This window comes from Marinomonas shanghaiensis, assembly GCF_003259175.1.
Taxonomy (GTDB): Bacteria; Pseudomonadota; Gammaproteobacteria; order Pseudomonadales; family Marinomonadaceae; genus Marinomonas; species Marinomonas shanghaiensis.
The window spans coordinates 22,185-47,069 of record NZ_QGOK01000017.1; the positions used below are offsets into that span (position 1 = coordinate 22,185).

Consider the following 24,885-nt stretch of genomic DNA (forward strand, 5'->3'; position numbering starts at 1 on the left):
CGTGAATATTGAGCCCGGTATGACCACTTTGTTGGGTGCCAGTGGCGAAGGAAAAAGTACGCTTTTGCATCTGTTAGGTGGTTTCTTAGAAGGGCGTGGGGGGCTTTTTTTCAATGAGAAGTCGTTGCTTTCATTGCCCGCCTACGAAAGACCGATATCGACCTTGTTTCAAAGTGATAATTTATTCCCACAATTAACCGTTTGGCAAAATGTGGCAATAGGTTTATCACCTTCTCTTTCTTTAAGTAGTGAGCAAAAAATCAGAGTTCAATGGGCGCTTGAAAAAACTCAATTAGTTGATAAAGCAAAGCGTTTTCCACAGGCGTTGTCTGGTGGACAAGCACAACGAGTCGCTATTGCGCGGGCGCTTGTGCGGAAAAAACCTATCTTGTTATTGGATGAGCCTTTTAGTGCTTTGGACCCCTCTTTGCGAGAAGAAATGCTGCATCTGGTTAATGAGGTAACAATGGAGTTTGGCTTAACGACTCTATTAGTATCCCATTTGCCCTATGAGGCTAGTCTGGTGGGTGGGCGAGTAATCTTGATTGAGCAGGGGCGAATAGCGGCCCATGAGCCAGTGTCTGTGCTTTCTCAGCTAGACCCTCATCCGTTATTTTTAAACTACCTTGGTTTGTCCAGGGTGGGAGCGTAAGTGCTTTAATAACCAATCAATTTGCTCATTTTTCAATCTATATCGATGTTTTATGGCGAAAATTACAGCTCAATTTTGAATACATCTATTGCGTATTAGTTAAGTTCTCATCTTTCTGTCTATTTTATGAGCAATAATGTTGGGCCTCACCGCTCGGAAAACGTTCACGCTCTCGCCCTGTTGGTATACTCAACAAAGAATTTAGTGAACTTATTTGGCTAAATTCTGATAGGTTACATTTTCTAAAAAATAGTTTTTCAGTCAGGTATAATGTAGGTGTTTCTTTTTTTTAAAAAAACTGTATATAATTAGTGGATTGATTACTGTGTTTTTATGATGTCTTTTACCTTTACTTTTAAAATTGAAAAGATTTTTATATTGACTCGATTTTTATTTTAAAATATGCATGATTTTGGAGGAGATATGATATCTAGGATTATTAAGAAAATCAAACAAAGGAAAATTATTTTTCGTAATATGAGGGATATTCAGTCTCATATTAAAACTGAGGTGAGGATTGAATATCTTCAGAATATGGCTCTCAACTCAGATAGAAAATTAATTGCTGACGAATGTAAGCTTGATAATCAAACAATTGTTAGTTTGACAACGTTTTCAAAGAAAATCCATGAAGTGCACCTGGTTATAGAGTCAATTGCTCAGCAATCAGTTAGACCTGATAGAGTAATTCTTTGGCTAGATGAAAACGAGTTTTCAAGTGAAAATATTCCAAGATTACTTTTAAATCAAGTTGACAGGGGGCTTGAAATAAAGTTTTGTCCTAATTACAAGTCTTATAAGAAAATAATTCCTGCATTAAAACTTTATCCGGATGCATATATTATAACTATGGATGATGATGTTTTATATTCCAATAATACAATAGATATTCTAATAAGAGAGCAGAAAGCATTTCCGGGTGAAATAATTGGACATAGAGGGCATCGAATAAAATTTAATGAAGACCATACTCCTAAACTATATAAGGAGTGGGATTATGATATTTTAGATGAAGTTAGCTCGCATGATGTAATGTTAACAGGTTGTGGAGGGATAATTTATCCACCAAATTCGTTGCACTCTGATGCGGTAAATGTTGATTTATTTCAGTATTTGAGTCCGACTGCAGATGATTTATGGCTTAAAATAATGGCAATAAAAAATGATACACTATGTAAAAAAACCTCGTATTCTGATGGTGGTTTGGCTCTAAAGAGAAATAGAGATATAGGTCTTGCAAGTTTTAATGTAAAGAAAGGTGGTAATGATTCTCAATTTGAAAAATTAATAGATTACTATAATATTAGATTCCGTTAAGTATTTAAAATAGCTAATGTGATATTCATAAAATTGAAAATGAATTTATTGGTGTTAGATTTTTTTTATATAGAGCGACGTACCATTGGACGATCATGAGTTATTGAAAAAAGGCATTGTGATGACAATGGCTTACGCATTTATTATGTCGATTACTGCGTTGGCAGCCAAGCAGGCGCAAACCATGATTGCGGTATCAGCCTTGGTTTTCTGGCAAAGTTTATTCTGTGCCTTAATACTTCTGCCTCAAATGCGTGGACGCTGGCAAAAACGGCCCTTTTCTGTGTGGAAAATTCATTTTTTGCGCAGTTTTGGTGGTTTTGTTGGTTTTCTTTTTTATTATTGGGCGCTGAATCATATTCCTCTGGTGGAGGCGTCTTTACTTCGAGCTTGCGCGCCATTGTGTGTGCCTTTTGTGGTGCTAGTGCTTCATAGGATCAGGATTCCAAAGGCTCGTTGGCTGCCGCTTATCATCGGTTTTATTGGTGTGGCATTTGTTATTCAGCCTACGCCGGAGCATTTAAATCCTTGGCACCTGGTTGGTTTTGTTTCTGCGATTGGCTTGGCATTGTCTATGGTGACAACGCGTATGTTGTCTCAGCAGGTGTCTGGTCAGGAAACGTTATTTGTGTATTTTTTTGTGTCGACGCTGTTGTCGTTGCCTTTGCTGTGGATTCAAGGGGAGTCATTGATTTTGCCCCTAGAGGTATGGCCCTTGGTGGCGATTGTAACGATCACCTTGTATGTTGGTATGTATCTTTATAATTTGGCTTATACCTATGCACCGGCCAGTATTGTCTCACCTGTAAGTTATGTGGGGGTCGTGTTTAGTGGTTTTTGGGGGTGGGCTATTTGGGGGCATGTGCCGGACGTTTATGCCATTCTGGGGATGCTGTTTATTTTTTCCAGCATATTGATCAGTACCAGAATGGCGCGAAATAGAGGTTAGGTTGTTTTTTGCTGTTTCTTATTTAGTACGGTGGCTACAAAGATTCCTGAGAAGATTAACAAGATCCCGACATAGTGAAAGCTTAGCAGGATCTCATCTAAAAAAAGCACGGACAGGCCAATACTAAAAACGGGCAGTAAATGAATAAAGTGTCCTGCGGTAGCGGCGCCTAATTTTTGTACTCCGGTATTCCAGCACAGGAATGCGCCGATGGATGCAAACAATCCCATATAAAGAATGGCGGCCCAATTACTGAGACTAAAATCAGCAAGAGTACTGTCTGAGAAAAGAAAAAACAGCGGTGCTTGAAAGGCAGTACCAATGAGTGCCGTGCAAGCAAAGAAACCGATTAGAGACATGCCTTGTGGTCGTTTAATGATTAGTACTGAATAAATAGCCCAGCTAATGGCTGCAGTAATAATCCATAAATCGCCTTGTGAGAAGCTGAGGTGTAAAAAAGTATCAAGACTGCCGCGGCTGACAATGGTGATGGCGCCAAGCGTGGAAATTAAGATGCCAGTGTTTTGCAGCCAAGAGGTTTTGCTGCCTAATAGTATGCGAGCGGTGATTAAAATCATCACGGGCATAATGGAGTTGAGCAGCACGGCATTAGTGACCGTGGTTGAAGTGAGCCCTATGTACAAAAATAAATTATAATTACAGATACCAAGCCAGCCGAATAATACTAATAAAGGCCAATTTTTAGCGATGATGTGACGCTCTGACCAGAGCTTGTGGTAAGCGAACGGCAGAATGATCAGGCAAGCAAGGGCCCAACGTAAAAACGAGATCGAGAAAGGGTCTATGCCACTTGAGACCGTTATTCGCCCTAAAATGTAGTTACCTGACCAGAAGAAAATCGGCAAAAGTAAATAAACGAACGCTGGCATGCAAAGTCCTATGTTGAGTGTTTGGTTTTTTTTGAGATGTTTTGTACGAACAGTCCGATGAGGATGCAAGCTAAACCTATTAGAGTAGAGCGTAAAATAGGTTCTCCGGCAAATTGCGATAGCCAAATAATAGACAGCAGGGGGGATAGAAAAATCAGATTTGCCACTTGGCTGGCGTTGTTTGTCAATTTCATGGCTTTATTCCACAGAACAAAACTTAACCCCATTTCAAATAAGCCAATATAAATGGCGCCCCATAAACCATCTTGGTCCCAATGCGTTAATTCTCCTGTCAGGCCTGCATAGAGAATAATAATGGGTAAGGCAAATGTGAAGTTCAGTGTTAGGCCAATGAGGCTAGGGCGCTTATCTTTGGTGTTTAGTAGCCAATAAAGGGCCCAAATGATGGTACTAATAAGTGCAAAGGCGACACCAGAAACATTAGAAAACTCTAATGAGGTAATCTGCCCGCGAGTTGAAATGTATAAGACGCCAAAATAGCAGGCTCCAGCGGCAATATAATCCGCGACTTTTAAGCGTTGCTTGAGAATAGGGACAGCCATAAAGCTCAGCATGATGGCCCAGGTGTAGTTGATGGCTTGTGCTTCTTGGGCCGGCAGTGTGTCATAGGCTTGCAATAATATGAGGTAATAAAGAAAAGGGTTAATAGCACCAAAAAGTAAAGAGGACTTCCATGATTCTCTTGCCAATTGTAAGAGGGATTTTATTTCACCTTTATAGATAACGAGACCGATTAAAAAGATCAGCGACACAATATTGGCGACAAGTAGCAGTTGTGTTGGTGAGAAATGCCTAAGGGATAATGAGAAAGCGGTGGCAACCGTTGACCAAAGTAACACGGCCCCAAGCCCAAATAACATGGCTTGAGAGTTGTTGGATAGTTTGCTCATTAGGTTTGTTCCAAAAGCCTTCGTGCGTGTTGTTAAGGTAAATTTAGATAGTGATTGTCCATGTTTTTGGCTTTAAAACGATACACTCACACCGGCCAACAAAGAGGTAATGCTGTTGTCTTCGATAATAGGGCTTTTTAAGATTTTGTCATCAAATTGTGTATGGCTGATACCAAGCAACAGATTGACATTGTCGGACAGTGAATAGACGCCTCTGACGCCATATCGAATGGAAGAAACGGCCTCTGTATCATAGGCATTTATTGCACCACCAGTTCTATTAGACTCTGCCTGAGATACGCCAAATAAATGATTGCTCATTTTGCTGTCCATATAGCGATAAGCAATGGAGGGTATTACTCTCCAGGAACCAAGAGGAATAGGGTAACCAGCGGATATTTGAGCATAGTATCCGTCGTGCTCACCACTCACGTCCTGTGCCACCTTTGTGGTAACTGGTCCTAGCTGATAGGACGCAAATGCCATGATGCTGGCGTCGCGATCATCAAGTTGTCTAATATTGGCATTGTCTGAGTCATCGGGATCGAATCCTGTGCTTTCGTAAGAAAGACCAATCGCTATATTTTGAGGGGATTGCTTAGGAAAAAAACGATAACCTACTTCTGGTAAACGCAAAAAAAAGTGATCTGACTCATAGCTTAGGTTTGGCAAAAAAGTAGACTCGGAGTCCGTGTCTTTATAGAGAGACTCTGACTTGACCACAATGATGCCCAAATTGGTTTCGGCTTGGGCAATGGCTGAGGTTGTCAATAGTAGAGCTAAATAGGCTTTCTTCATGATATCCATGTCCGTCAACAGAGGTAAGTCGAGAAATTAAGTACAAACAAAAATCAAATTGATTCTAGGGTCTTTGATTAGGGCTGTAAAACCTTTTCTTGGTGTGCATTTTTTTTGCTTTTTTTGCCTGAGTGAGGCCTGAGTGAGGAGAGTAACGCTGCCTTTTATTATGGGTTTTATGGGTTGGGGTGTTGATTTCGTTTACTTATCGTCCATTCGTGCTATATAATGCGCGTCCCTGTAAATCAATACTCCTTGTCTCACAGCTTTATCACAGGGGAAGCAAGCGTGGAGACTAAGAACCCATAAGGAGCTTAAATGCGTCATTATGAAATCGTCTTTCTGGTTCACCCAGATCAAAGCGAGCAAGTACCAGCAATGGTAGAGCGTTACACTAACCTAATCAAAGAAGATGGTGGCCAAGTTCACCGTTTTGAAGATTGGGGTCGTCGTCAACTTGCTTACCCAATTAACAAAATTCACAAAGCACACTATGTTCTTATGAACATTGAGTGTTCTGACAGTGTTTTGTCTGAATTAAACGACACGTTCCGTTACAACGATGCCATCATCCGTAATTTGGTGATTCGTCGTAAAGATGCGGTAACTGACGTATCTCCTATTAAAGCTTCTGAAGGTCGTGAAGATCGTCGTTCTGCTCCTCAACGTGAAGAGCGTCACCACGACAATTCTGACGAAGTATCTGAAGAATCTGAAGATTAATCTATTTTTATTAGGAGACACTCATGGCTCGTTTTTTCCGTCGTCGTAAGTTCTGCCGTTTTACAGCAGAAGGCGTTAAAGAGATCGATTACAAAGATCTAGACACACTGAAAGGTTACATCACTGAAACTGGTAAAATCGTTCCTAGCCGTATTACTGGCACTAAGGCTCGTTACCAGCGTCAGCTAGCGACTGCCATCAAACGCGCTCGCTACATTGCTTTGCTTCCTTACACTGACAGCCATTTCAATTAATAGGCTGAAAGAAGTGCTTTTATGAGTGGTTTAGCGAAATGGGTAATGAAAAAACGTCTTAATGCCATTATTGGTGTGATGGCGTTTGGTCTGATCCCTATGATGTTTTGGCTGGCCGCTGCAATCTTAGGATTGGTGGTGCTTCGTAAAGGTGTAAAAGAAGGAATACCTGTATTAGCTTGGGGATGTTTGCCAGCCTTTGTGCTGTGGATATACCAAGGTGATGCAACGGCACTTCTGGTGTTGGTTGATGTGATGTTGTTGAGCTATTTGCTTAGGTCAACAATGTCATGGAGTTGGGTGTTATTAGCTGGCAGCTTTTTGGCGGTCGTTAGCACTTTACTGCAACCTCTTTTGATGGCTGATGTTTTGAACTTAGCGGTAGCGTTGGTTCAAAAAGTATTGGTATCAGAAGGTGTTGAAGTTCCTGATAAAGACTTGATCTTTCACCAAGCGGTGATGGCTGTGTCCATTTTTCAAGTGGTGATTGCTGTTATTGCGCTGTTTTTGGCAAGAAAGTGGCAAGCAGGGCTCTATAATCCGGGCGGTTTACGCACGGAGTTTCATCAATTAAGGTTGCCGGTTGCGTTTAGTTTGGTGTTAGGTGGAATGATTCTTGTGGGGGAATCCTTAGGTGGATCCTTTACTATTCTATCTCAAGCCGCTATTCCTGCCTTAGTTTTGCCGGGGCTTGCTCTAGTGCATGGTATTTTAGCAAAAAAAGAAATTGGGGTTGTTGGACTGATCGCATTTTATCTTGTGGGATTTTTCGTTTTGAATGTGTATTTCGCTAATGTGTTAGTGGCACTTTGTGTGATTGACAGTTTTGTGAAGATACGTTCTCGAATCCAGGGTAAGGCGTCCAACTCAAGTGATAGCTAATGATTAATTAGAGGTGATCGAGATGGAAGTTATTCTACTCGACAAAGTAAACAAGCTAGGCGGTATTGGTGACGTTGCAGTTGTTAAACCAGGCTATGCTCGTAACTTTTTGATTCCGAACAAAAAAGCTGTAATGGCGACTAAAGCTAACTTGGCTAGCTTTGAAGAGCGTCGTGTTGAACTTGAAGCACAAGCTGCAGAGCGTAAAGCGGCTGCTGAAGCGCGTGCTCAATTGCTAGAAGGTAAAACTTTCACTATCGCTGCAAATGCTGGTGATGAAGGCAAGCTTTTTGGTTCAATCGGTACTCGTGACATCGCTGATGCTATTTCTACGCAAGTAGCGGTAGAGAAAGCTGAAATCCGTCTTCCAGAAGGCGCGATTCGTCACACAGGTTCTTTCGAAGTAGACGTTCAACTTCACGCTGAAGTGATTGTAACGGTTACTTTGTCTGTAATCGCTGAGTAATTTGTTTCGACAAATTGCTTAAGAGAGATGCGAATCTTTCTTAAATAAGAGAAGGGTGTCTTGCTATTGCAAGATGCCCTTTTTTTATTAGCGTGATAAGCTAATCTTTCTGTTTTTTTGTCTCTGTATGGGTGTTTTGCGTGCAACTAAATGATTCTGAAGTCGCTTCTATTAAATTACCGCCATATTCTATTGAAGCTGAGCGTTCAGTTGTCGGTGGTCTGATGCTCGATCCTCAGGCTTGGGAAAGAGTGTCTGAGCTGGTAATTGCGGATGATTTTTATCGTCCAGAGCACAAATTGATTTTTACGGTGATTGCACGTTTGGCCGATGAGTCTGAGCCAATTGACGTGGTGACTATTGGTGAGCGGCTGGATAAGCGCGGGGATCTCGAGTCGATCGGTGGGATGGCTTATCTTATCGAGGTCGCGGAAGCGACACCCAGCGCATCAAATATTGCCGCTTATGCGGATATCGTGCGAGAGCGCTCTATTTTACGTCGCCTTATTTCCACGACGAATGAAATTTCTGCGCGAGCTTTTCATCCAGAAGGTATGACAGCAGCAGAAGTGCTGGACGAAGCTGAGCGAAAAATATTTCAAATCGCAGAGGGCGGTGAGAAAAAAGGTGGGCCACGAATTGCCGCGGACATTCTGAGCGCCACCGTCGATAAAATTGATGAGTTGTATCATCAGGAAGGTGCGATTACGGGGTTGAGTACTGGGTTTACGGACCTAGATGCCATGACTGCGGGTATGCAGCCATCAGACTTGATTATCGTGGCCGGTCGTCCGTCTATGGGTAAGACAACCTTTGCGATGAACTTGGTGGAAAATGCCACCATGATCAGTGAAAAACCCGTTATCGTATTCAGTCTGGAGATGCCTGCAGAAGCATTGATGATGCGTATGTTGTCTTCTCTTGGTCGAATTGATCAAACACGCATGCGTTCTGGGCAACTGGTTCAAGAAGATTGGGATAAATTAATGTCTGCGGTGAAAATGCTCAAAGACCGTAAGCTATTTATTGATGACACGGGTGGTATCAGTCCTACCGAGATGCGCTCTCGTGTGCGTCGTATTGCTCGTGAGCACGGTGGTGTTGCTATGATCATGGTCGATTACCTTCAATTAATGCAAATTCCTGGTTTTACAGAAGGTCGTACCAATGAAATATCGGAAATTTCTCGATCCCTCAAGGCGATTGCTAAAGAGATGGAATGCCCTATGGTGGCGCTCTCTCAGCTTAACCGTAGTTTGGAGAATAGGCCAAACAAGCGTCCAGTGAACTCAGATCTACGTGAATCGGGTGCGATTGAGCAGGATGCGGACGTTATTTCTTTTGTTTATCGTGATGAGGTTTATCATGAAGACACGCCCCACAAAGGTATTGCTGAGATTATCATTGGTAAGCAGCGTAATGGTCCGATTGGTACTTGTCGTCTAGCGTTTGTCGGTAAATATACTCGCTTTGAGGATTTGGCGCCGGATGCTTATCGAGATTTTGATGACGAGTAAGCCTTTATTAGTGTATTTTTACATCATGCTTTAAAACAAACCACCATACGGGTGGCAAAAATAATTACTATAAGATCGAGATGTGTTTATGCGAAAAATGCCAGTAACAAATAAAGAAAATGATTTTCCTGAAAGCTATGTCTTAGTTTCTAGTACCGATGTGAAAGGACGCATTACGTTTGTTAATGATGTTTTCTGTGAAATTGCAGGTTATGAGCGTGACGCTCTGATTGGTAAGGCTCATAACATCATTCGTCATCCTGATGTCCCGGCGGCGGTTTTTGCTGATATGTGGGCCAATCTTAAGCAAGGCAAAAGCTGGATGGGGTTGGTGAAAAACCGTTGTGAAAATGGTGATCATTATTGGGTGAGTGCTCACGTAAGTCCGTTGCTGGATGGTAGTAAAGTGGTGGGGTATGAGTCTGTGCGTCGCAAAGCAACGCGTGATGAAATTCAGCACGCACAGTCCGTGTATGATCGTATTAATGCTGGAAAGGGGTTGGTTCCAGTTGGAGTTAAAGTTGCCTCATACTTGAGTAATGTGTCCTGGCCGGTGATGCTTTGCTTTCTTTTGTTGGCGTTGGTTGGGTTGTTGTCAAACCACTTAGCTTTACAAGTGTCAGCGCCGGTTCTTGCTTTGTTAGGGCTCATTTTAACGTATTATCAAAGTCAGTCACTAAACGCAGTGGTGTCTGGTTTGTCGGCTGAAGCTCGGAATCCCATTGGTCAATATTTATACTGCAAGACGGTGGGTGCTAAAGCAGCGGTTAAGTTTGCAAAAATTCATCAAGAAGCCGCTGGCAATACTTTCAGATACCGTTTAAAAGAAGGTGCTCAGCAGCTTCGCTTGAGAGCGTCTGAAGCCAAGAGTAGTGTGACCGCTAACCTGAGTAATTTTAATAAGCAGCGCGATACTTTTCAGGGGGTCGTGGCGGCCAGTTCGCAGCTTCTATCGAGCGTGACGCACGTAGCGGAACATGTGCATGTTGCTGTTGAGGCGACAGAGTCTGTGGGTGAGTTGTCCCGTCAGAGTCGTTTGCTTGCTCAGCAAACAGGTGAAACCATGCGACAGGTGTATCAAGATATTTCTGAAGCAAAAAAAGTTGTCGCTATTTTGGCAGAGCGCAGTGACAGCATCAATGAGGTGGTGAATTCCATTAGTGGTATTGCAGAACAAACCAACTTGCTTGCTTTAAACGCCGCAATTGAGTCCGCGCGAGCGGGTGAGGCAGGGCGTGGTTTTGCTGTGGTGGCTGACGAAGTTCGTGCATTGGCTATTCGTACTCAGAATGCCACGCAGAGCATTAATAGTATGACAGAAGAATTAAAGAAGAATACCTTAGATGTTACCAATACGATAGACAAAGGCACTGCGGTTGCTCAGCAAGGGGTTGATAGTGTCAACGACGTGGCTCAAAAAATGAACGACATAGAAGCGGCTATTCGACGTGTCGTAGAAATGACTGCTCAGATTAATGTTTCTTCTGAAGAGCAAGCCAGTGTTGCACGTGATCTAAATGATAAAATGCAAGAAGTGGACGCGTTGAGTATCAATAGTATTGAACGTGCTGGAAATATTGTGACAAACATCAGCCACATTGAAGAAGAGGCTTATGAGCAAGGCAATCTTGCAGAGCGTATGAAGCAGTAATATGTCAGGTTTGTCGTAGGTCGTGCTTTAGCGCGTCAAGGGTTAGGCTTTTGACCGTCTAAAGACCGACCTACAATTCATTATTCAACCTTCTGATCTGGTGGGTTAACAAGGCTCTTCACTTACTACTTGGTAGATGGCCTTAGCCAATGCTTGCACCTGTTGTTGGCTAATAACATAAGGCGGCATTAGGTAAATTAGCTTACCAAAAGGACGTATCCATACGCCTAATTCGACGAATTTAGGCTGAATTTCATGTAAATTAACCGCTTTTTTTAATTCAACAACCCCAATGCCACCAAGGCAGCGGACTTCTTTTACCTGCTGAAGTTTTTCGCAGGGTGAGAGCGCGTCCTTCATCCAAGCTTCTAGTTGGGTGATTTTTTCTGGAATATTATATTCGCTCAGAAGTGAGAGGCTTGCGTTGGCGGCGGAGCAAGCAAGTGGGTTGCCCATAAACGTTGGTCCATGCATGAAAACGCCACCTTTATCGCTGATGCCAAGCGCGACTCTGTCGTTTGTTAAAGTTGCCGCCAGTGTCATATAACCACCTGTCAAGGCTTTGCCAACACACATAATATCGGGACAAATATTACTGTGATCGGTGGCGAAAAGTTTACCGGTACGGCCAAATCCAGTAGCAATTTCGTCGAAAATGAGCAATATGTCGAACTCATCGCACAGCGTTCTGATGTGATTTAAATACTCAGGATTGTAGAAACGCATGCCTCCCGCATTTTGTACAACAGGCTCGATGATAAAGCCTGCAATGCGCGTATGGTTCTTCTTAAATGTGCTGCGAATCTCATCTAGATATCCGGCTTTTATGGGTTCGTTAATGCCGGTTGGTGGTGGTGAAACAAAAAATTGTTGTGTTAGTGTGCCAGTGAATAAATTATGCATGCCGTTCTCTGGGTCACACACTGACATGGCCGCGAAAGTGTCACCGTGATAGCCGCTTTTGGGGGTGACAAAAAACTGCTTGTCAGGTTTGCCTTGGGTGTTCCAATATTGAATGGCCATTTTTAAGGCCACTTCCACGGACACTGAGCCTGAGTCAGAGAAAAATACACGTTGTAGTTCATCTGGTGTGATGGCGACCAGCTTTTCGGCCAGCTCGATCGCAGGTTTATGAGTTAATCCGCCAAACATGACATGAGAAAATTGTGCTAATTGTGCTTCGATGGCCGCATTTATGGCAGGATGATTGTAGCCATGAATGACGCTCCACCAGGAAGACATGCCATCGATTAAGGTGCGTTCATTATTAAGCGTGATTTCACAGCCAGACGCTTTTTCGACAAGGAAGTGGGGGCTTGGATGACTCATCGATGTGTAGGGATGCCATAGCCGTTGCTTGTCTAATTCTAGGTATTCTTGATCTGTTTTCATTGTCTTTACTCTCACTTTGTTGGGCGCATACTAAAGCAAAGTAAGGTGCGATGGCTAGGTGGTCATACCATCATGTTTTTTTCGCTATTTGTCTGGAGTTCGAGCGATGAGCCATATATCAACCCGTTTCGCGCCGGCTTTTAGTAAGAGTTTGACGCAATGCTCTATGGTGCTTCCCGTGGTCATGATGTCATCAAACAAAGCGACATGTTCGGCTATGGCGCCATTGATCAAATAGCTGTTTTGAGGGTTTTTCAGTCGCTCCTTTCGAGCCAGTGAGTGCTGAGCGTGTGTGTTTTTAACTTTCTTAAGAGGATTGGTTTTAGGTAATGAGGGGCACTGTTCTCCTAGGTGTTGTTTGAGGGTTTTAGCCAGTTGCGTTGCGATGGCTTGGGTTTGACAGAATCCACGCTCTTTAATGCGGTTTGGATGGCTGGGGACATAAAGGATTTGCTCGGGCCAACTTTGCTTTGAGTATGAATCAATAAGGTGTGCGCTGAGCAACTCGGTGAGCGGTCTTATGTAGTGTGTCCCTTGGTTGAATTTAATACTATGGATCAATGTCTTTATGATTCCTTCGAACCGATAAGGGGCGAAGCATAGTTGATAGGTTGGAAGACTGGTTTGGCAGTGTCCGCATAAAATATTTGGCAGGTGAGTGGGGCGTTTGCAATGCAGGCAGTGGGTTAGGTTGAGAGGAAAGCCTTCATGGCAGGTTTTGCATATTGTGCTTTGGCAATGAGTTTGGCAAAGATAGCATTGGTTTAAAAATATACTCTTGTAAACCTGCGTTATTTTTGTGGTTGACAGTTTCTTCCAGTCCATTAGTATTGCTCCATTCATTTTTTCTGGATCGAGGATACTATGTCTTTAAGTGCGTCTACAAATGTGTCTGCAGCGAACATGTCTGCAAACGCTCTGTCTTCAAGTCGTCCGAGTGCGCCGCGCTTTGACTGGACTCATGCTGAAATAAAAGCTTTGTTTGATTTACCTTTCATGGATTTGATGTTTCGTGCACAGACGGTTCATAGGGAAAATTTTGCCCCTAACCAAGTGCAAGTGAGCACGCTTTTGTCAATCAAAACTGGTGCTTGTCCAGAAGATTGTAAGTATTGCCCGCAAAGTGGTCATTACAATACAGAGCTTGAAAAAGAAAAGTTAATGGAGGTGCAAAAGGTATTAGAAGAAGCGGCGCTGGCAAAAGAAAAAGGCGCCAGTCGTTTTTGCATGGGCGCAGCCTGGAAGCACCCTTCAGAGAAAGATTTTCCTTATGTACTTGAAATGATCAAAGGTGTTAAATCGTTAGGTTTAGAGTCTTGTGTGACATTAGGGACGTTGAATGACGAGCAGGCGAAGCGTTTATCGGAAGTTGGTTTGGATTATTACAATCACAATCTCGATACCTCTGCGGAGTTTTACGACAGCATCATCACGACACGAACTTATCAAGACCGTTTGGACACCCTTTCTCGTGTTCGTGATTCCGGTATTAAGCTTTGCTGTGGCGGTATTATGGGGATGGGAGAGGAGCAAAAAGATCGCGTAGGCTTATTGCGTCAGCTTTCTCAAATGACACCGCACCCAGAAAGTGTGCCCATCAATATGCTGGTTAAAGTAGAAGGGACGCCACTTGAAAATGTGGAAGATCTGGATACATTTGAATTTATCCGTACCATCGCTGTGGCGCGTATTTTGATGCCTCAGTCTCATGTTCGGTTGTCTGCTGGTCGTCAAGGGATGAATGAACAAACGCAAGCCTTGTGTTTCATGGCGGGCGCCAATTCGATTTTCTATGGCGAGAAGTTGCTCACAACCGGCAACCCAGAAGCAGACAAAGACATGGCCTTGTTTGCGAATTTGGGTATTCAGCCAGAGAAGCGCGAAGAGCACTCGGACGCAGCCGTCGCTGAAGCCATTGCGGCACAAGCAGTGAAACAAGAAGAGTCTAAGTGGTTTTATGAAGCCAGTGTCTAATACACCCGCTTGGCTGTTGGCGGCACTTGAAGAGCGTCGCCAACAAGATTTGATGCGTCGAACCGTGACGCTAAATAGCCCTCAAATTCCGCATACTCGAATACACTCACAAGATTACACAGCGTTTTGTTCAAACGATTATCTTGGTTTGGCCAATCACCCTAAACTGATTAAAGCGCTGAATGATACGGCGCAAATCTATGGGGTTGGCGGTGGTTCATCGCATTTGGTGTGTGGGCATTTAGCGCCACATCAGGCGCTTGAGGAGGCGCTAGCCGAGTGGCTCGGTTATGAGCGCGTGATGTTGTTTAGTACTGGTTATATGGCGAATCTAGGTGTGATATCGGCGTTGGCAGATAAACATCGTCCTGTCGTGCAAGATAAGCTTAATCATGCGTCTTTAATTGACGGTGCTGTGTTGGCACAAGCGCCTTTGCGTCGCTATTTGCATGGTGATGTTGCGAGTGCGCAGCGACTGCTCGAAAAGTCGACTTCATCTGGGTTGTTGGTCACGGATGGGGTGTTTAGTATGGATGGTGACATTGCCCCTATGGCAGAGTTGTCTCAGTTGGCTAGCCAGTATGGTTGGATGCTTATGATGGATGACGCCCATGGATTGGGTTGTCTTGGTGAAAATGGAAGAGGGTGTTTGGCTTTAGAAGGGTTGGATGCAACCAGTGTTCCTCTCTTGGTTGGTACCTTTGGGAAAGCGTTTGGGACAGCGGGGGCGTTCGTAGCGACTTCTCATGACTATGCGGCGTATCTGACGCAATTTGCTCGCCCTTACGTTTATACCACGGCGATGTCGCCTGCCATGGCGGGCGCTACGTTGGCTTCATTACAGATTATTCAATCAGCAGAAGGTCAAGACAGGCGGGATAGGTTGGCTCGGCATGTCGCGTATTTTCGTCGAAGAGTTCAGTCATTGCCTATTACGTTAATGCCTTCTGATACCGCGATTCAGCCGATTATTATCGGCGATAGCAAAGCGGCACTGGAAATAAGTGAACAATTAAAAATGCGTGGTGTTTGGTGTACGGCCATTCGTCCTCCAACCGTGCCAGTGGGACGTGCTCGTTTAAGAATTACCTTAAGTGCTGCCCACTCTGATGACGATTTAGTGTTATTATGCGACTCACTCGAACAGGTTTTAACCGCGAAACTTTTCAACGCACAGTAATAGAGGGACAGTATGCGAGCACGTATTGAAACAGAAGCTTTTGGGGATTCGTCTAATCAAGCCATTTTTATGGTTTCAGGTTGGGCGATGCCGAAAGAGGTAATGCGTTCCTTTGCTCTGCGCCTGAGTCAGCGATTTTATGTTGTTATGGCAAATTTACCCGGTATTTCGCTTGATGAGCAATGGATATCACGCTCCCGTATTGGGCCCAACTACGACATTGATGCGTTATCTGAGCAACTCATTGATGCCGCTCCTAATGAGGCATGGTGGATTGGTTGGTCTTTGGGGGGGATGGTGTCGGCGTATGTTGCTGCACGTCGTTCTAGTTGTGTGCTGGGTTTGATTACCCTGTCTTCTTCGCCCAGTTTTATTAAGCGAGAGGGTTGGGATAATGGGATGTCGGTAGAGGACTTTGATGCCTTTTCGGCCATGGTTGAACAGTCGCCAGAAGAGGGTCTTAAGCGCTTTGTGATGTTGCAGGCGAAAGGCGCTCTTAATGAACGCGCTTTGGTAAAACAACTGCAGGCTTTTTTGCCTGTTAAAACCTTGAGTCGTCCTGCTTTGATCGGTGGGCTTAGGTTGTTAAAGGCGCTGGATGTGCGTCGTGAGTGGTCGCTTTTAGATCTTCCAAATTTACACATATTAGGTGGCAAAGACACCTTGGTGTCCAGTCAATCACTTGCACAGCTGGTTGATACCAATCCTTTGCAACACTGTGTAGTACTGTCCAATTGTGCACATCAGTCTTTCCTTGAAGAGGAAGAAGAATGTGTGCGTCATATAGAAAACTTTATCGATGCTAATAACCCCTGATATATCGACGCTTAGTTACAAACGACAGTTAGCTAAGCGTTTTGATCGTGCTTCTCGATCTTATGATTCTTATGCAGATTTCCAAAAAATTGTACTAGACCGTCTGTTGGCTATGTTGCCTTTAAGCCAGGCTGATGTCGTGTTGGATTTAGGGACAGGAACGGGACAAGCGCTGGGCATCTTATCGCAGCAATTAAAACCAAAATGCAATATTGCACTCGACTTGTCGCCACAGATGTTGACTGTAGCACGTGAGCGTTTCTCTGCTTTGCCAAATCTTCACTGTGTTTGTGCGGATGCTGAGCGGCTGCCATTTCAGGAGAAATCGTGTGATTTGGTTTTTTCGAGTCTGGCTGTCCAATGGTGTCTTAGCCCATTGGATTTATTTAACGAGCTTTTTCGAGTGACGAAACCTGGTGGTTATGTGGTTTTCTCCACTTTATCGCAAGGCTCCATGCCAGAGATCAGTCAGGCTTGGGTTGGTCTGGATAGTCAAAGGCATGTTCACGACTATATGGCGCAAGATGCGCTTTTGGACTGCATTAAGGCCTCTGGGTTGAACCTTTTGTCTTCTCAGTTATCTGATATTTTGATGTGGTTTGATTCACCTGAGGCGGCTATTTATTCATTGAAAAAAGTGGGTGCCAGTCTGATTGCTGGTGATGCGCATTCCTCTGTCTCTCCGACTAGGTGGAAGGCATTTCTGCGCGAATATGAAAAGCAGCGTGATGAGCGTGGGGTTCCATTGAGCTATCAAGTGTCTTTTATTGTGGCTCAACGGCCGGCCATTGTTTAGGAGTAATGGGTGAAAAAACGTTTTTTTGTAACGGGTATTGATACCGATGCGGGTAAGACCTACGTCACGGTGGGTCTATTGGAGGCAGCAAAACGTGCTGGCCTTAAGTCAATTGGACTAAAGCCGATTGCTGCTGGTGCTGAGCTTATCGAAGATTGCTTACGTAATAGTGATGCATTGCTGATGCAGCAGGCAAGTAGTGTGAAGATTGCTTATGAGCAAGTAAACCCTGTTGTATTAGAGGAAGCGATAGCGCCTCATATTGCGGCTATGAAGGAGGGGCGTTTGGTGACGGCTTCCCGACTAGAAGGGTTTATAAAAGGTACCCTGCTTACACCTCATGATTTTGCTTTGATAGAGGGGGCCGGTGGCTGGCGAGTGCCTTTAAATGATAGAGAGTTTTTGTCCGATCTGGCTAAGTCGTTGCGTTTTCCTGTCATTCTTGTCGTTAATATGAAGCTTGGCTGTCTGAATCATGCTATTTTGACCGCAGAAGCGATTGTTCGTGACGGTTTGTCTTTGGCTGGCTGGGTTGCCAATACTGGCAAAGAAAAAATGCCGAGCTTTGAAGAGAATCTTGCGAGTCTCACTAGCCGATTATCAGCGCCTTTGCTAGGTGTGCTGCCGTGGCATGAAAATCCACTTGATTCGCAACAAGCGTTTGATGATATGCTGTCAAAACTATAGAATTTTTCGATAAAAGTTTGCGCTACAGCTTGTAAATAGACAATGAAAACACATTATGACTGGCGTATTTTTATGGTTGAGGTGAGGGTGTGAAAGCTTGGTTGTGCGGTTTAGATGACGAAGAAATGTCGAGTGTTTCCAGTATCTTAACATTTATTGGTATTGAACATAGTACGTCGTTGACAGCGTTTCATTTGCCTGACTTTGTTGTCTTAGGAAAGGTCATATCGTCTTTTGAACTGGATGAGATGGTGCCAGTGATTTCTTTGAATGAATCTAGGGAAGTGGAGGGCGATTATAACGTTTGGTTTTGCCCCTTGCCGTGGCGATCACAGACCTTATCGTCCGTTCTAAAAGAAATTAAGCAGCTGCATACTTTTCCTCAGGCATCTGGGGTGAATTTGAATTTGCATGTTCGTCATTTAGAGGCGTTATTGATTCGCCAAGCTTTGGTCTCTACTCAAGGTGTGGTGTCTAAAGCCGCTCAAAATTTACAAATACAACGCACGACTCTCATTGAAAAAATGCGTCGCTATAATATTGATAAATCGGAGTTTTAGTGACAAAAGATGAAGAAATAGCGGAGTTAAAAGCCGCGTTTAAAGCGTTTTCTGAGTCTTCTGATGTATTAGCTAAGTCTTACCTTGACCTTCAACAAGAAGTGGTTCGATTGTATGAACAATTGGAAAAGTCAGAAAAAGACAAGCGTCAAGAGCAAGATAAGAATCGTGTGCTTGTGCTGCAGTTTCAGCAGCTTTTTGAATCCATGCCTGTTGGTGTCTTATTGTTGAACGAGGAAGGGGTGGTGGTCATGGCAAACCCCGTAGCAGGCAGATTGTTTAATCTTTCTCTCATTGGTCAGTCATGGAGTGCCATTGTTCCATTAAGTTTTCGTCCACAAAAGGACGATGGTCACGATGTGAGTATGGTAACAGGGCGTCGTGTTCGAGTTGAAACCGCTTCCTTGGGTAACGTGCCAGGGCAATTGGTTATTTTAGTGGATTTGACGGAAGCTTATTTGCTGCAGAAAAAGTTGAGTCACCATGAGCGACTGTCCAATATGGGGAAAATGGTGGCGGCGTTAGCCCATCAAATTAGAACGCCACTGTCTTCAGCAACTTTATACGCTGGGCATCTGCAGAAACCGGATCTCCCTGCTGTTATGCGCCAAACTTTCGCCAATAAATTAGCGGATAGGTTGGCGAATATTGAAAAACAAATTCGGGACATGTTGATCTTTTCACGCAGCGAAATAAAGCTAGACGAAACGGTTGCTATTGACGACTTTGTTAAAGAGTTAATTTTGCATTGCGAAGAAATTTGTGAGCAAAAAAATATGCGCCTTGAGGCCGAAGGGTGTGATTTCCTGGCCACAGATTGTATTCAATGTAATAAAGAAACATTACTGGGAGCACTGCTTAATTTGTTAAACAATGCTATTGACGCTCAATCCGAAGGGGATTTGGTGCGATTGCATTGGCGTCATGACGAAGGTTATGTGACACTGATTTTTAAAGACCGCGGTATTGGTATGTCTAAGGCGCATTTAGAGCATGTGCAAGAAGGCTTTGTCACCACGAAACAACATGGAACGGGGTTAGGGTTAATGGTTGTTAAGGCCATTGCGAGAGCCCATCATGGGAAATTTGAAATAGACAGCATAGAGGGTGCTGGCACGACCGCCAGTTTGATGCTTCCTCTTGTAAGGGTATGAAATGTCTGATGTTAAGTTATTAATTGTAGAAGATGATAAAGGGCTTGCTGAAGCATTGGAAGACACGCTAATGCTCGCCAACTATCAGTGCAAAATGGTGTACAGTGCTGAGGAAGCCATTATTGCTTTAAAGCATAATACATTTGATATGGTGGTCTCGGATATTAATTTACCGGGCATGGACGGCTATGGGTTACTGCGTCATGTTATTGATACCTACCCAGAATTGCCCATCATGTTAATGACGGCTTATGGTGATATCGCGCATGCAGTAGAGGCCATGCGTGATGGTGCTGTTGACTATCTTCTTAAACCTTTTCAAGAAGAAGAGTTGCTGAACGCCATTGCTAAGTACACAGTAAAGGCTGCTACCTCGTCAACGCCTCGCCCTATTGCTAAAGATCCCTCAAGCATAGCGTTATTAGAATTAGCAAAACGTGTTGCGGTGACCGATTCAACCGTGTTGATTTGCGGTGAAAGTGGCACAGGTAAGGAAGTATTGGCGCACCATATTCATCAGCACTCTAATCGTCCAAATGCGCCATTTGTGGCGATAAACTGCGCTGCTATTCCTGAAAATATGTTGGAAGCCATTCTTTTTGGCTATGAAAAAGGTGCTTATACTGGCGCTGTGTCTTCACAGGCGGGTAAGTTCGAACAGGCTAACGGCGGCACACTGCTGTTAGACGAAATCACGGAAATGGATGTTGGGTTACAGGCTAAGTTATTACGTGTGTTGCAAGAGCAAGAAGTTGAGCGTCTTGGTGGCAAGAAATCCATTCCGTTAGATGTGCGTATTATTGCCACGACAAACCGTGATTTGGCTGAATATGTCCGTGAAGGTGGCTTTAGAGAGGATTTATACTATCGATTGAATGTCTTTCCATTGCGTTGGTTGCCAATTCGCGAGCGTAAAGGTGATATTTTACCAATTGCGCAACATTTGTTGGCTAAACATGCTGCAAAAATGCGCATCAATGGGGCGGTATTAAAGCCTTCTGCGCAAAGTAAATTAGAATCCCACCCTTGGCCTGGTAATGTTCGGGAATTGGATAACGTGATTCAGCGGGCACTCATTCTTAGTCCTAATGCGCAGATTAATGAAGATCATATTGCGTTTGATATGATGAGTTTGGCGCCGGCATCGAGCGTATCGGAAGTAGAAGAAGACAGTGCCGCTTCGATTCTGGGGAAAGGTGTTCAGCAGCATGAATTTCGTATTATTGCGCAAGCCTTGCTTGATGCGCATGGAAAACGTAAAGTCGTTGCAGATAAGCTAGGCATTAGTCCTAGAACTTTACGCTATAAAATTGCCAAAATGCGTGAAAGCGGTATCGATGTCGATTGATTTTTGTGTCTTGTTTTCATTCGCTTTATGCTAAGCTGTGTATGAGCGTTATGTTAAGTAATATAAATGTGATTTTTTAGGTGAATAACATGATTTCTGGTCGACCAGACATTAATCAGGTGTTGTCCCAAATGAGGGATATGCGGTCGCAAGTTCAAGCGCCGAGTTCTCCTGTGTCTAACATTGCCAAGGTGGGTGGTGAAGAGGGAAGCGGCCAGACAGTTGAGCGTGCTGATTTTGCAGAAATGTTGAAAAATGCCGTTAATAACGTAAACGCTTTGCAAAAAGAATCTACACAATTAGCCCAATCTTATGAACGCGGTGACGAAGGGGTTGATTTACCTCAAGTTATGATTGGTCTACAGAAATCGAGTGTGTCATTTGAAGCAATGACTCAGGTGCGTAATAAACTTGTAGACGCGTATGAAAAAATCATGAATATGCCTATTTAGGCGTAATAAACCGCTTGGCGCTTTTTAATGGATAATGTCCCTGCAGAACAATCGGAGCAAAAGCTCTACTTAGAGTTAGTTACCGGCTTTAATAAGCTGACTGTTATTCGTCAGCTGGCATTAATGGTCGGCTTGGCTGCATCTATTGCAATCGGCTTGGCGGCGGTTTTATGGAGTAACGGGCCAGACTACAAGCCCGTTTTAAGCAGTATTACAGACTATAATGCCGATCAGATCGTTGAAATCCTCAGTGTTAACAACATCCCTTTCAAATTAGACCAGAATACAGGCGCTTTGCTTGTTGAGGCCGATTACTACCATCAGGCACGTTTAAAGCTCGCGGGCTCTGGTATTGTTTCCGACAACATTGTTGGCATGGAAATAATGGATCAAGAGCAAGGACTGGGCACCTCGCAGTTTGTTGAAACGACTCGTTATAGACGAGGGTTAGAAGGTGAATTGAGCCGGACTATTTCTAGTTTGCAAAGTATCAAAAGTGCTCGCGTGCATTTGGCGATTCCAAAAGAGTCGGTGTTTGTTCGCGATACACGCAAGCCTTCCGCCTCGGTATTTTTAGAATTGTATCCAGGGCGACGCTTAGACAGAAGCCAAGTGGAAGCCATTGTTAACTTGGTCGCATCGAGTATTTCTCAGCTAAGTGACAAAGATGTCACGGTTGTTGATCAACGTGGCACATTATTGACAGAGAAAGACACAGATTCTGAATTGTCAGTGGCTGGCAAACAGTTTGATTACGCTCGAAAAGTAGAAGATGTTTTATTGCAGCGGGTGAATAACATCCTTGGTCCAGTGATTGGTCAAGGGCGCTTTAAAGCGGAAGTGTCAGCAGATGTTGACTTTACAGCCGTTGAAAAAACAGATGAGCAGTATAACCCTGATTTGTTGGCATTACGTAGTGAACAAACCTTAAGAGAAAACCGTGGCGCTGGCGCTAATACAGGGGGTATTCCTGGTGCCTTGACCAATCAGCCTCCGGGAGCGGTCTCCGTTCCTGAAGCGGTTGATGAAAATGGCGCACCGATAGGCGGAAATTCGACAGGTACAAATCGGCAGTCCCGCGAAGAGACAACACGTAATTTTGAGCTTGATCGAAGTATTAGTTATACCAAGCGTCAACAAGGTATGGTGAGACGTTTGTCCGTGGCCGTAGTGGTTGATGATTTAGTCAGCTTGAATCCCGATACCTCTGCTATCGTGAGAACGCCGTGGAGCGACGATGAACTTGGGCGTTTAACGCTGCTGGTTCGTGATGCCGTAGGTTACGATCCTTCTCGTGGTGACAGTGTGAGTGTGATTAACTCTCCATTCGCATTGCCTGATCCTGAGGAGCCAGAGGTTGAGTTGCCATTTTATCAGCAGGCGTGGTTTTTTAGTTTAATACAGCCAACCTTAGTTGGTATATTTGTGCTTGTTTTGCTATTGGTCGTGGTTCGCCCAATTTTGAAAGCGCTTAGCGACCAAAATAAAATTGCCGTTACCGAAGATACCGAAGCGGCGATATTCTCGGATGAGACGGATGAAATTTCAGATGATCAGGTCTCTCTTGTCAGTGCTGAAGATATATTGGTGCCCGGTTCTCCTGAGAAAATTGATCGCCAGTTAAATGCGATTCGTGGTCTGATAGCAGAAGAGCCAGAGCGTGTTGCTCAAGTGGTTAAACAATGGGTAATGGAAAGTAAATGAGTGAAAACCAAGGCGCAGAATTAAGTTCCGTTCAAAAAGCAGCCGTTCTTTTGATGTCGCTGGGTGAGTCGGACGCTGCGCAAATTCTAAAGCACATGGGGCCTAAAGAAGTCCAGAAAATTGGTCAAACCATGGCCCAGCTTTCTAACATTCAGCGTCACCAAGTTGAAAAAGTCTTGGATGACTTTTTGGTGTTGGTGGGCGATCAGACAGGCTTAGGTTTGGGAGCGGATGGCTACATTCGGAATATGCTTCGCGAGGCGTTAGGTGAAGAAAAAGCGGGCAGTTTGATTGATCGGATTTTGCTTGGTGGCAATACGACGGGTTTGGATACCTTAAAATGGATGGAATCTCGCGCGGTTGCCGATGTTATTCGTTATGAGCATCCGCAAATTCAAGCGATTGTTATTTCTTATTTAGACCCAGATCAAGCTGCCGATATATTGGCAAACTTTGATGAGCGTGTCCGTTTAGATATTGTTTTACGTGTTGCCGCATTAGAGACGGTTCAGCCAGCCGCGTTACAAGAGTTAAATAATATATTGGAACGTCAGTTCTCTGGAAACAATTCAACTCAATCAACGACGATTGGTGGTGTTCGTACGGCAGCTAACATCATGAACTTTATTGACAGTTCAGTAGAGTCTGAGTTGATGGAGTCTATTCGTGATGTGGATGAGGATTTGGCCAATACCATTCAGGATCTGATGTTTGTCTTTGATAACTTGCTAGAAGTAGATGATCGTGGCATCCAAATTATCTTGCGGGAAGTGGAATCCGAAACCTTGATTCTTGCGCTTAAAGGCGCTGATCCAGACATGCAAGATAAGATTTTCAAAAACATGTCCACTCGTGCTGCTGACATGTTGCGGGACGATTTAGAGGCAAAAGGCCCCGTCCGAGTCAGCGAAGTGGAAGTGGCTCAGAAAGAAATATTGGCCGTGGCCAGACGCCTTGCTGAGAACGGGGAGATTGTCCTCGGTGGCGGCGGTGAGCAGATGGTTTAGTTAGGTTATGTCTGATAAACAAGAAAAAAATGAGCGCAAGTTGACCGCTTACGAGCGCTGGGAGCTTCCTCATTTAGAAAGCAACAAGCCGAGTGACTCCGGCCCTGCCATGCTCATTCAAAGAGACACCATAGTCACCACAGAAGAGGTGGATCAAGATTCTTTGGTGTACGAGCCTCTTACCGCGTCTCAATTAGAAGAAATACGCAGTGCAGCCTACGATGAAGGCTTCATTCAGGGGGAAGAAGAAGGGCACAAAAAAGGCCATTCTGATGGCTTTGCGAAAGGAGAGGTCGACGGTTTTGAAAAAGGCCATGAAGAAGGTCGGCTAATAGGGTTGGAAGAAGGTAAGGCACAAGCTCGAGAGCTCGCTCAGACTCAATTGGCGTCTATTGAGGCCTTATTGACGAGTGTTGCACAAGAAATAACTTCGCCTCTGGAAGAAAGTCGCACTGCGGTTGAAGACATTTTGTATCACTCCATGACAAGAATAATCGAGAATGTTTGCTTGCTGAAAATGCAGCAAGAAGGCCATAAGGTTTTAAAAGAACAATTAACACGAGTATTTGATGAGATTGGTGAATACGAAGGGCGCATTCGATTAAGATTGCACTCAAATGATATTCTTATTTTAGAAGAGCTTGGCATCCAAAATAGACTCGCTTTGCAAGTCGAAGTCGATGACGCTTTGGTCAGCGGTAGCTTTGTCATAGATTCTAAATCTTTTCATATTGATGGCCGCCTTGAGCAAAGATTAGAAGCGGTTTTTGAAGAGCTTCGCCACCTTTCATTGCTTGATAGCTAG

At 44.0% G+C, this 24,885-nt stretch carries 26 protein-coding genes; 21 read left to right on the forward strand and 5 right to left on the reverse strand.

Annotation, left to right across the window (positions count from 1 at the left end):
* Positions 1-19 precede the first annotated feature (19 nt).
* The 3 genes from DKT73_RS13945 (at position 20) to DKT73_RS13955 (ending at position 2,918) form a co-directional block, all read left to right on the forward strand.
* On the forward strand, positions 20-652 hold the full coding sequence (locus DKT73_RS13945) for a thiamine ABC transporter ATP-binding protein (protein WP_232827884.1): 633 nt from the start codon (positions 20-22) through the stop codon (positions 650-652).
* 423 nt (positions 653-1,075) lie between these two features.
* A complete protein-coding gene (locus tag DKT73_RS13950; protein ID WP_111639172.1) occupies positions 1,076-1,969 on the forward strand; it encodes a glycosyl transferase in 894 nt (297 codons plus the stop codon).
* 121 nt (positions 1,970-2,090) lie between these two features.
* Positions 2,091-2,918: a DMT family transporter gene (locus DKT73_RS13955; protein ID WP_111639271.1), complete on the forward strand. Its 828-nt coding sequence runs from the start codon at positions 2,091-2,093 to the stop codon at positions 2,916-2,918.
* On the opposite strand, the gene DKT73_RS13960 is transcribed toward DKT73_RS13955, so the two are convergent.
* The 3 genes from DKT73_RS13960 to DKT73_RS13970 all read right to left on the reverse strand — a co-directional run bounded on the left by DKT73_RS13960 (position 2,915) and on the right by DKT73_RS13970 (position 5,517).
* Entirely contained in the window at positions 2,915-3,808 is an 894-nt protein-coding gene (locus DKT73_RS13960; protein ID WP_111639173.1) for a DMT family transporter, read from the reverse strand. The genes DKT73_RS13955 and DKT73_RS13960 overlap by 4 nt on opposite strands.
* An 8-nt stretch (positions 3,809-3,816) precedes the next feature.
* Positions 3,817-4,719 carry a DMT family transporter gene (locus tag DKT73_RS13965; RefSeq protein ID WP_111639174.1) on the reverse strand — a complete coding sequence of 301 codons (903 nt, stop codon included), beginning with the start codon at positions 4,717-4,719 and terminating at the stop codon, positions 3,817-3,819.
* Positions 4,720-4,791: 72 nt separating this feature from the next.
* Complete coding sequence (locus tag DKT73_RS13970) at positions 4,792-5,517, reverse strand: MipA/OmpV family protein (protein ID WP_232827885.1); 726 nt, start codon at positions 5,515-5,517, stop codon at positions 4,792-4,794.
* Between the two features lie 318 nt (positions 5,518-5,835).
* Here DKT73_RS13970 and rpsF point away from each other — a divergent pair, with 318 nt between their 5' ends.
* The 6 genes from rpsF to DKT73_RS14000 all read left to right on the forward strand — a co-directional run bounded on the left by rpsF (position 5,836) and on the right by DKT73_RS14000 (position 11,010).
* On the forward strand, positions 5,836-6,240 hold the full coding sequence (rpsF, locus tag DKT73_RS13975; protein ID WP_111639176.1) for a 30S ribosomal protein S6: 405 nt from the start codon (positions 5,836-5,838) through the stop codon (positions 6,238-6,240).
* Positions 6,241-6,263: 23 nt separating this feature from the next.
* On the forward strand, positions 6,264-6,494 hold the full coding sequence (gene rpsR / locus DKT73_RS13980) for a 30S ribosomal protein S18 (RefSeq protein WP_013662377.1): 231 nt from the start codon (positions 6,264-6,266) through the stop codon (positions 6,492-6,494).
* 21 nt (positions 6,495-6,515) lie between these two features.
* Positions 6,516-7,376, forward strand: coding sequence for a hypothetical protein (locus DKT73_RS13985; RefSeq protein ID WP_111639177.1), 861 nt, complete (start codon positions 6,516-6,518; stop codon positions 7,374-7,376).
* Between the two features lie 22 nt (positions 7,377-7,398).
* Complete coding sequence (rplI, locus tag DKT73_RS13990; protein WP_111605416.1) at positions 7,399-7,842, forward strand: 50S ribosomal protein L9; 444 nt, start codon at positions 7,399-7,401, stop codon at positions 7,840-7,842.
* Positions 7,843-7,982: 140 nt separating this feature from the next.
* Complete coding sequence (dnaB, locus tag DKT73_RS13995) at positions 7,983-9,359, forward strand: replicative DNA helicase (RefSeq protein WP_111639178.1); 1,377 nt, start codon at positions 7,983-7,985, stop codon at positions 9,357-9,359.
* 97 nt (positions 9,360-9,456) lie between these two features.
* Entirely contained in the window at positions 9,457-11,010 is a 1,554-nt protein-coding gene (locus tag DKT73_RS14000) for a methyl-accepting chemotaxis protein (RefSeq protein ID WP_232827886.1), read from the forward strand.
* Between the two features lie 105 nt (positions 11,011-11,115).
* Here the strand turns inward: DKT73_RS14000 and bioA are convergent, their stop codons facing one another.
* Complete coding sequence (bioA, locus tag DKT73_RS14005; protein WP_111639180.1) at positions 11,116-12,402, reverse strand: adenosylmethionine--8-amino-7-oxononanoate transaminase; 1,287 nt, start codon at positions 12,400-12,402, stop codon at positions 11,116-11,118.
* Between the two features lie 84 nt (positions 12,403-12,486).
* A complete protein-coding gene (locus tag DKT73_RS20315; RefSeq protein WP_232827887.1) occupies positions 12,487-12,963 on the reverse strand; it encodes a ComF family protein in 477 nt (158 codons plus the stop codon).
* Positions 12,964-13,305: 342 nt separating this feature from the next.
* Here DKT73_RS20315 and bioB point away from each other — a divergent pair, with 342 nt between their 5' ends.
* The 12 genes from bioB (at position 13,306) to DKT73_RS14070 (ending at position 24,885) form a co-directional block, all read left to right on the forward strand.
* Entirely contained in the window at positions 13,306-14,376 is a 1,071-nt protein-coding gene (bioB, locus tag DKT73_RS14015) for a biotin synthase BioB (RefSeq protein WP_408631196.1), read from the forward strand.
* The gene (bioF, locus tag DKT73_RS14020) at positions 14,360-15,556 is read left to right on the forward strand and encodes an 8-amino-7-oxononanoate synthase (RefSeq protein WP_111639182.1); all 1,197 of its coding nucleotides are present in this window, start codon (positions 14,360-14,362) and stop codon (positions 15,554-15,556) included. The genes bioB and bioF overlap by 17 nt, the downstream gene beginning before the upstream one ends.
* 12 nt (positions 15,557-15,568) lie before the next feature.
* Positions 15,569-16,372, forward strand: a complete 804-nt coding sequence (locus tag DKT73_RS14025; protein WP_111639183.1) for an alpha/beta fold hydrolase — start codon at positions 15,569-15,571, stop codon at positions 16,370-16,372.
* Positions 16,356-17,168, forward strand: coding sequence for a malonyl-ACP O-methyltransferase BioC (bioC, locus tag DKT73_RS14030; RefSeq protein ID WP_111639184.1), 813 nt, complete (start codon positions 16,356-16,358; stop codon positions 17,166-17,168). Before DKT73_RS14025 ends, bioC begins: the two co-directional genes overlap by 17 nt.
* Before the next feature lie 9 nt (positions 17,169-17,177).
* Positions 17,178-17,855 (forward strand): dethiobiotin synthase, encoded by a 678-nt coding sequence (gene bioD, locus DKT73_RS14035; protein WP_111639185.1) that lies wholly within the window; start codon positions 17,178-17,180, stop codon positions 17,853-17,855.
* 89 nt (positions 17,856-17,944) lie between these two features.
* Positions 17,945-18,415, forward strand: a complete 471-nt coding sequence (locus tag DKT73_RS14040) for a helix-turn-helix domain-containing protein (protein WP_111639186.1) — start codon at positions 17,945-17,947, stop codon at positions 18,413-18,415.
* Positions 18,415-19,569 carry a sensor histidine kinase gene (locus tag DKT73_RS14045; RefSeq protein ID WP_111639187.1) on the forward strand — a complete coding sequence of 385 codons (1,155 nt, stop codon included), beginning with the start codon at positions 18,415-18,417 and terminating at the stop codon, positions 19,567-19,569. Before DKT73_RS14040 ends, DKT73_RS14045 begins: the two co-directional genes overlap by 1 nt.
* A 1-nt stretch (position 19,570) precedes the next feature.
* The gene (locus DKT73_RS14050; RefSeq protein WP_111639188.1) at positions 19,571-20,917 is read left to right on the forward strand and encodes a sigma-54-dependent transcriptional regulator; all 1,347 of its coding nucleotides are present in this window, start codon (positions 19,571-19,573) and stop codon (positions 20,915-20,917) included.
* An 89-nt stretch (positions 20,918-21,006) separates the two neighbouring features.
* Positions 21,007-21,369, forward strand: a complete 363-nt coding sequence (gene fliE, locus DKT73_RS14055; RefSeq protein WP_111639189.1) for a flagellar hook-basal body complex protein FliE — start codon at positions 21,007-21,009, stop codon at positions 21,367-21,369.
* 27 nt (positions 21,370-21,396) lie between these two features.
* Entirely contained in the window at positions 21,397-23,073 is a 1,677-nt protein-coding gene (fliF, locus tag DKT73_RS14060) for a flagellar basal-body MS-ring/collar protein FliF (protein WP_111639190.1), read from the forward strand.
* Positions 23,070-24,080, forward strand: coding sequence for a flagellar motor switch protein FliG (fliG, locus tag DKT73_RS14065; protein ID WP_111605402.1), 1,011 nt, complete (start codon positions 23,070-23,072; stop codon positions 24,078-24,080). The genes fliF and fliG overlap by 4 nt, the downstream gene beginning before the upstream one ends.
* Positions 24,081-24,087: 7 nt before the next feature.
* The gene (locus DKT73_RS14070; RefSeq protein ID WP_111639191.1) at positions 24,088-24,885 is read left to right on the forward strand and encodes a FliH/SctL family protein; all 798 of its coding nucleotides are present in this window, start codon (positions 24,088-24,090) and stop codon (positions 24,883-24,885) included.

What these genes read in the sequence shown, in the direction of transcription:
- DKT73_RS14000 (WP_232827886.1), top strand. Translation starts at nt 9,457, where the DNA reads ATGCCAGTAACAAATAAAGAAAATGATTTTCCTGAAAGCTATGTCTTA.
- fliF (WP_111639190.1), top strand. Translation starts at nt 21,397, where the DNA reads ATGGATAATGTCCCTGCAGAACAATCGGAGCAAAAGCTCTACTTAGAG.
- rpsF (WP_111639176.1), top strand. Translation starts at nt 5,836, where the DNA reads ATGCGTCATTATGAAATCGTCTTTCTGGTTCACCCAGATCAAAGCGAG.
- DKT73_RS13960 (WP_111639173.1), bottom strand. Translation starts at nt 3,808, where the DNA reads ATGCCAGCGTTCGTTTATTTACTTTTGCCGATTTTCTTCTGGTCAGGT.
- bioB (WP_408631196.1), top strand. Translation starts at nt 13,306, where the DNA reads ATGTCTGCAAACGCTCTGTCTTCAAGTCGTCCGAGTGCGCCGCGCTTT.
- rplI (WP_111605416.1), top strand. Translation starts at nt 7,399, where the DNA reads ATGGAAGTTATTCTACTCGACAAAGTAAACAAGCTAGGCGGTATTGGT.
- DKT73_RS13950 (WP_111639172.1), top strand. Translation starts at nt 1,076, where the DNA reads ATGATATCTAGGATTATTAAGAAAATCAAACAAAGGAAAATTATTTTT.
- DKT73_RS13955 (WP_111639271.1), top strand. Translation starts at nt 2,091, where the DNA reads ATGACAATGGCTTACGCATTTATTATGTCGATTACTGCGTTGGCAGCC.
- DKT73_RS14050 (WP_111639188.1), top strand. Translation starts at nt 19,571, where the DNA reads ATGTCTGATGTTAAGTTATTAATTGTAGAAGATGATAAAGGGCTTGCT.
- DKT73_RS14070 (WP_111639191.1), top strand. Translation starts at nt 24,088, where the DNA reads ATGTCTGATAAACAAGAAAAAAATGAGCGCAAGTTGACCGCTTACGAG.
- rpsR (WP_013662377.1), top strand. Translation starts at nt 6,264, where the DNA reads ATGGCTCGTTTTTTCCGTCGTCGTAAGTTCTGCCGTTTTACAGCAGAA.
- DKT73_RS13965 (WP_111639174.1), bottom strand. Translation starts at nt 4,719, where the DNA reads ATGAGCAAACTATCCAACAACTCTCAAGCCATGTTATTTGGGCTTGGG.
- bioA (WP_111639180.1), bottom strand. Translation starts at nt 12,402, where the DNA reads ATGAAAACAGATCAAGAATACCTAGAATTAGACAAGCAACGGCTATGG.
- DKT73_RS13945 (WP_232827884.1), top strand. Translation starts at nt 20, where the DNA reads ATGACCACTTTGTTGGGTGCCAGTGGCGAAGGAAAAAGTACGCTTTTG.
- DKT73_RS13985 (WP_111639177.1), top strand. Translation starts at nt 6,516, where the DNA reads ATGAGTGGTTTAGCGAAATGGGTAATGAAAAAACGTCTTAATGCCATT.
- DKT73_RS13970 (WP_232827885.1), bottom strand. Translation starts at nt 5,517, where the DNA reads ATGAAGAAAGCCTATTTAGCTCTACTATTGACAACCTCAGCCATTGCC.
- bioC (WP_111639184.1), top strand. Translation starts at nt 16,356, where the DNA reads ATGCTAATAACCCCTGATATATCGACGCTTAGTTACAAACGACAGTTA.
- bioF (WP_111639182.1), top strand. Translation starts at nt 14,360, where the DNA reads ATGAAGCCAGTGTCTAATACACCCGCTTGGCTGTTGGCGGCACTTGAA.
- fliG (WP_111605402.1), top strand. Translation starts at nt 23,070, where the DNA reads ATGAGTGAAAACCAAGGCGCAGAATTAAGTTCCGTTCAAAAAGCAGCC.
- DKT73_RS14025 (WP_111639183.1), top strand. Translation starts at nt 15,569, where the DNA reads ATGCGAGCACGTATTGAAACAGAAGCTTTTGGGGATTCGTCTAATCAA.
- fliE (WP_111639189.1), top strand. Translation starts at nt 21,007, where the DNA reads ATGATTTCTGGTCGACCAGACATTAATCAGGTGTTGTCCCAAATGAGG.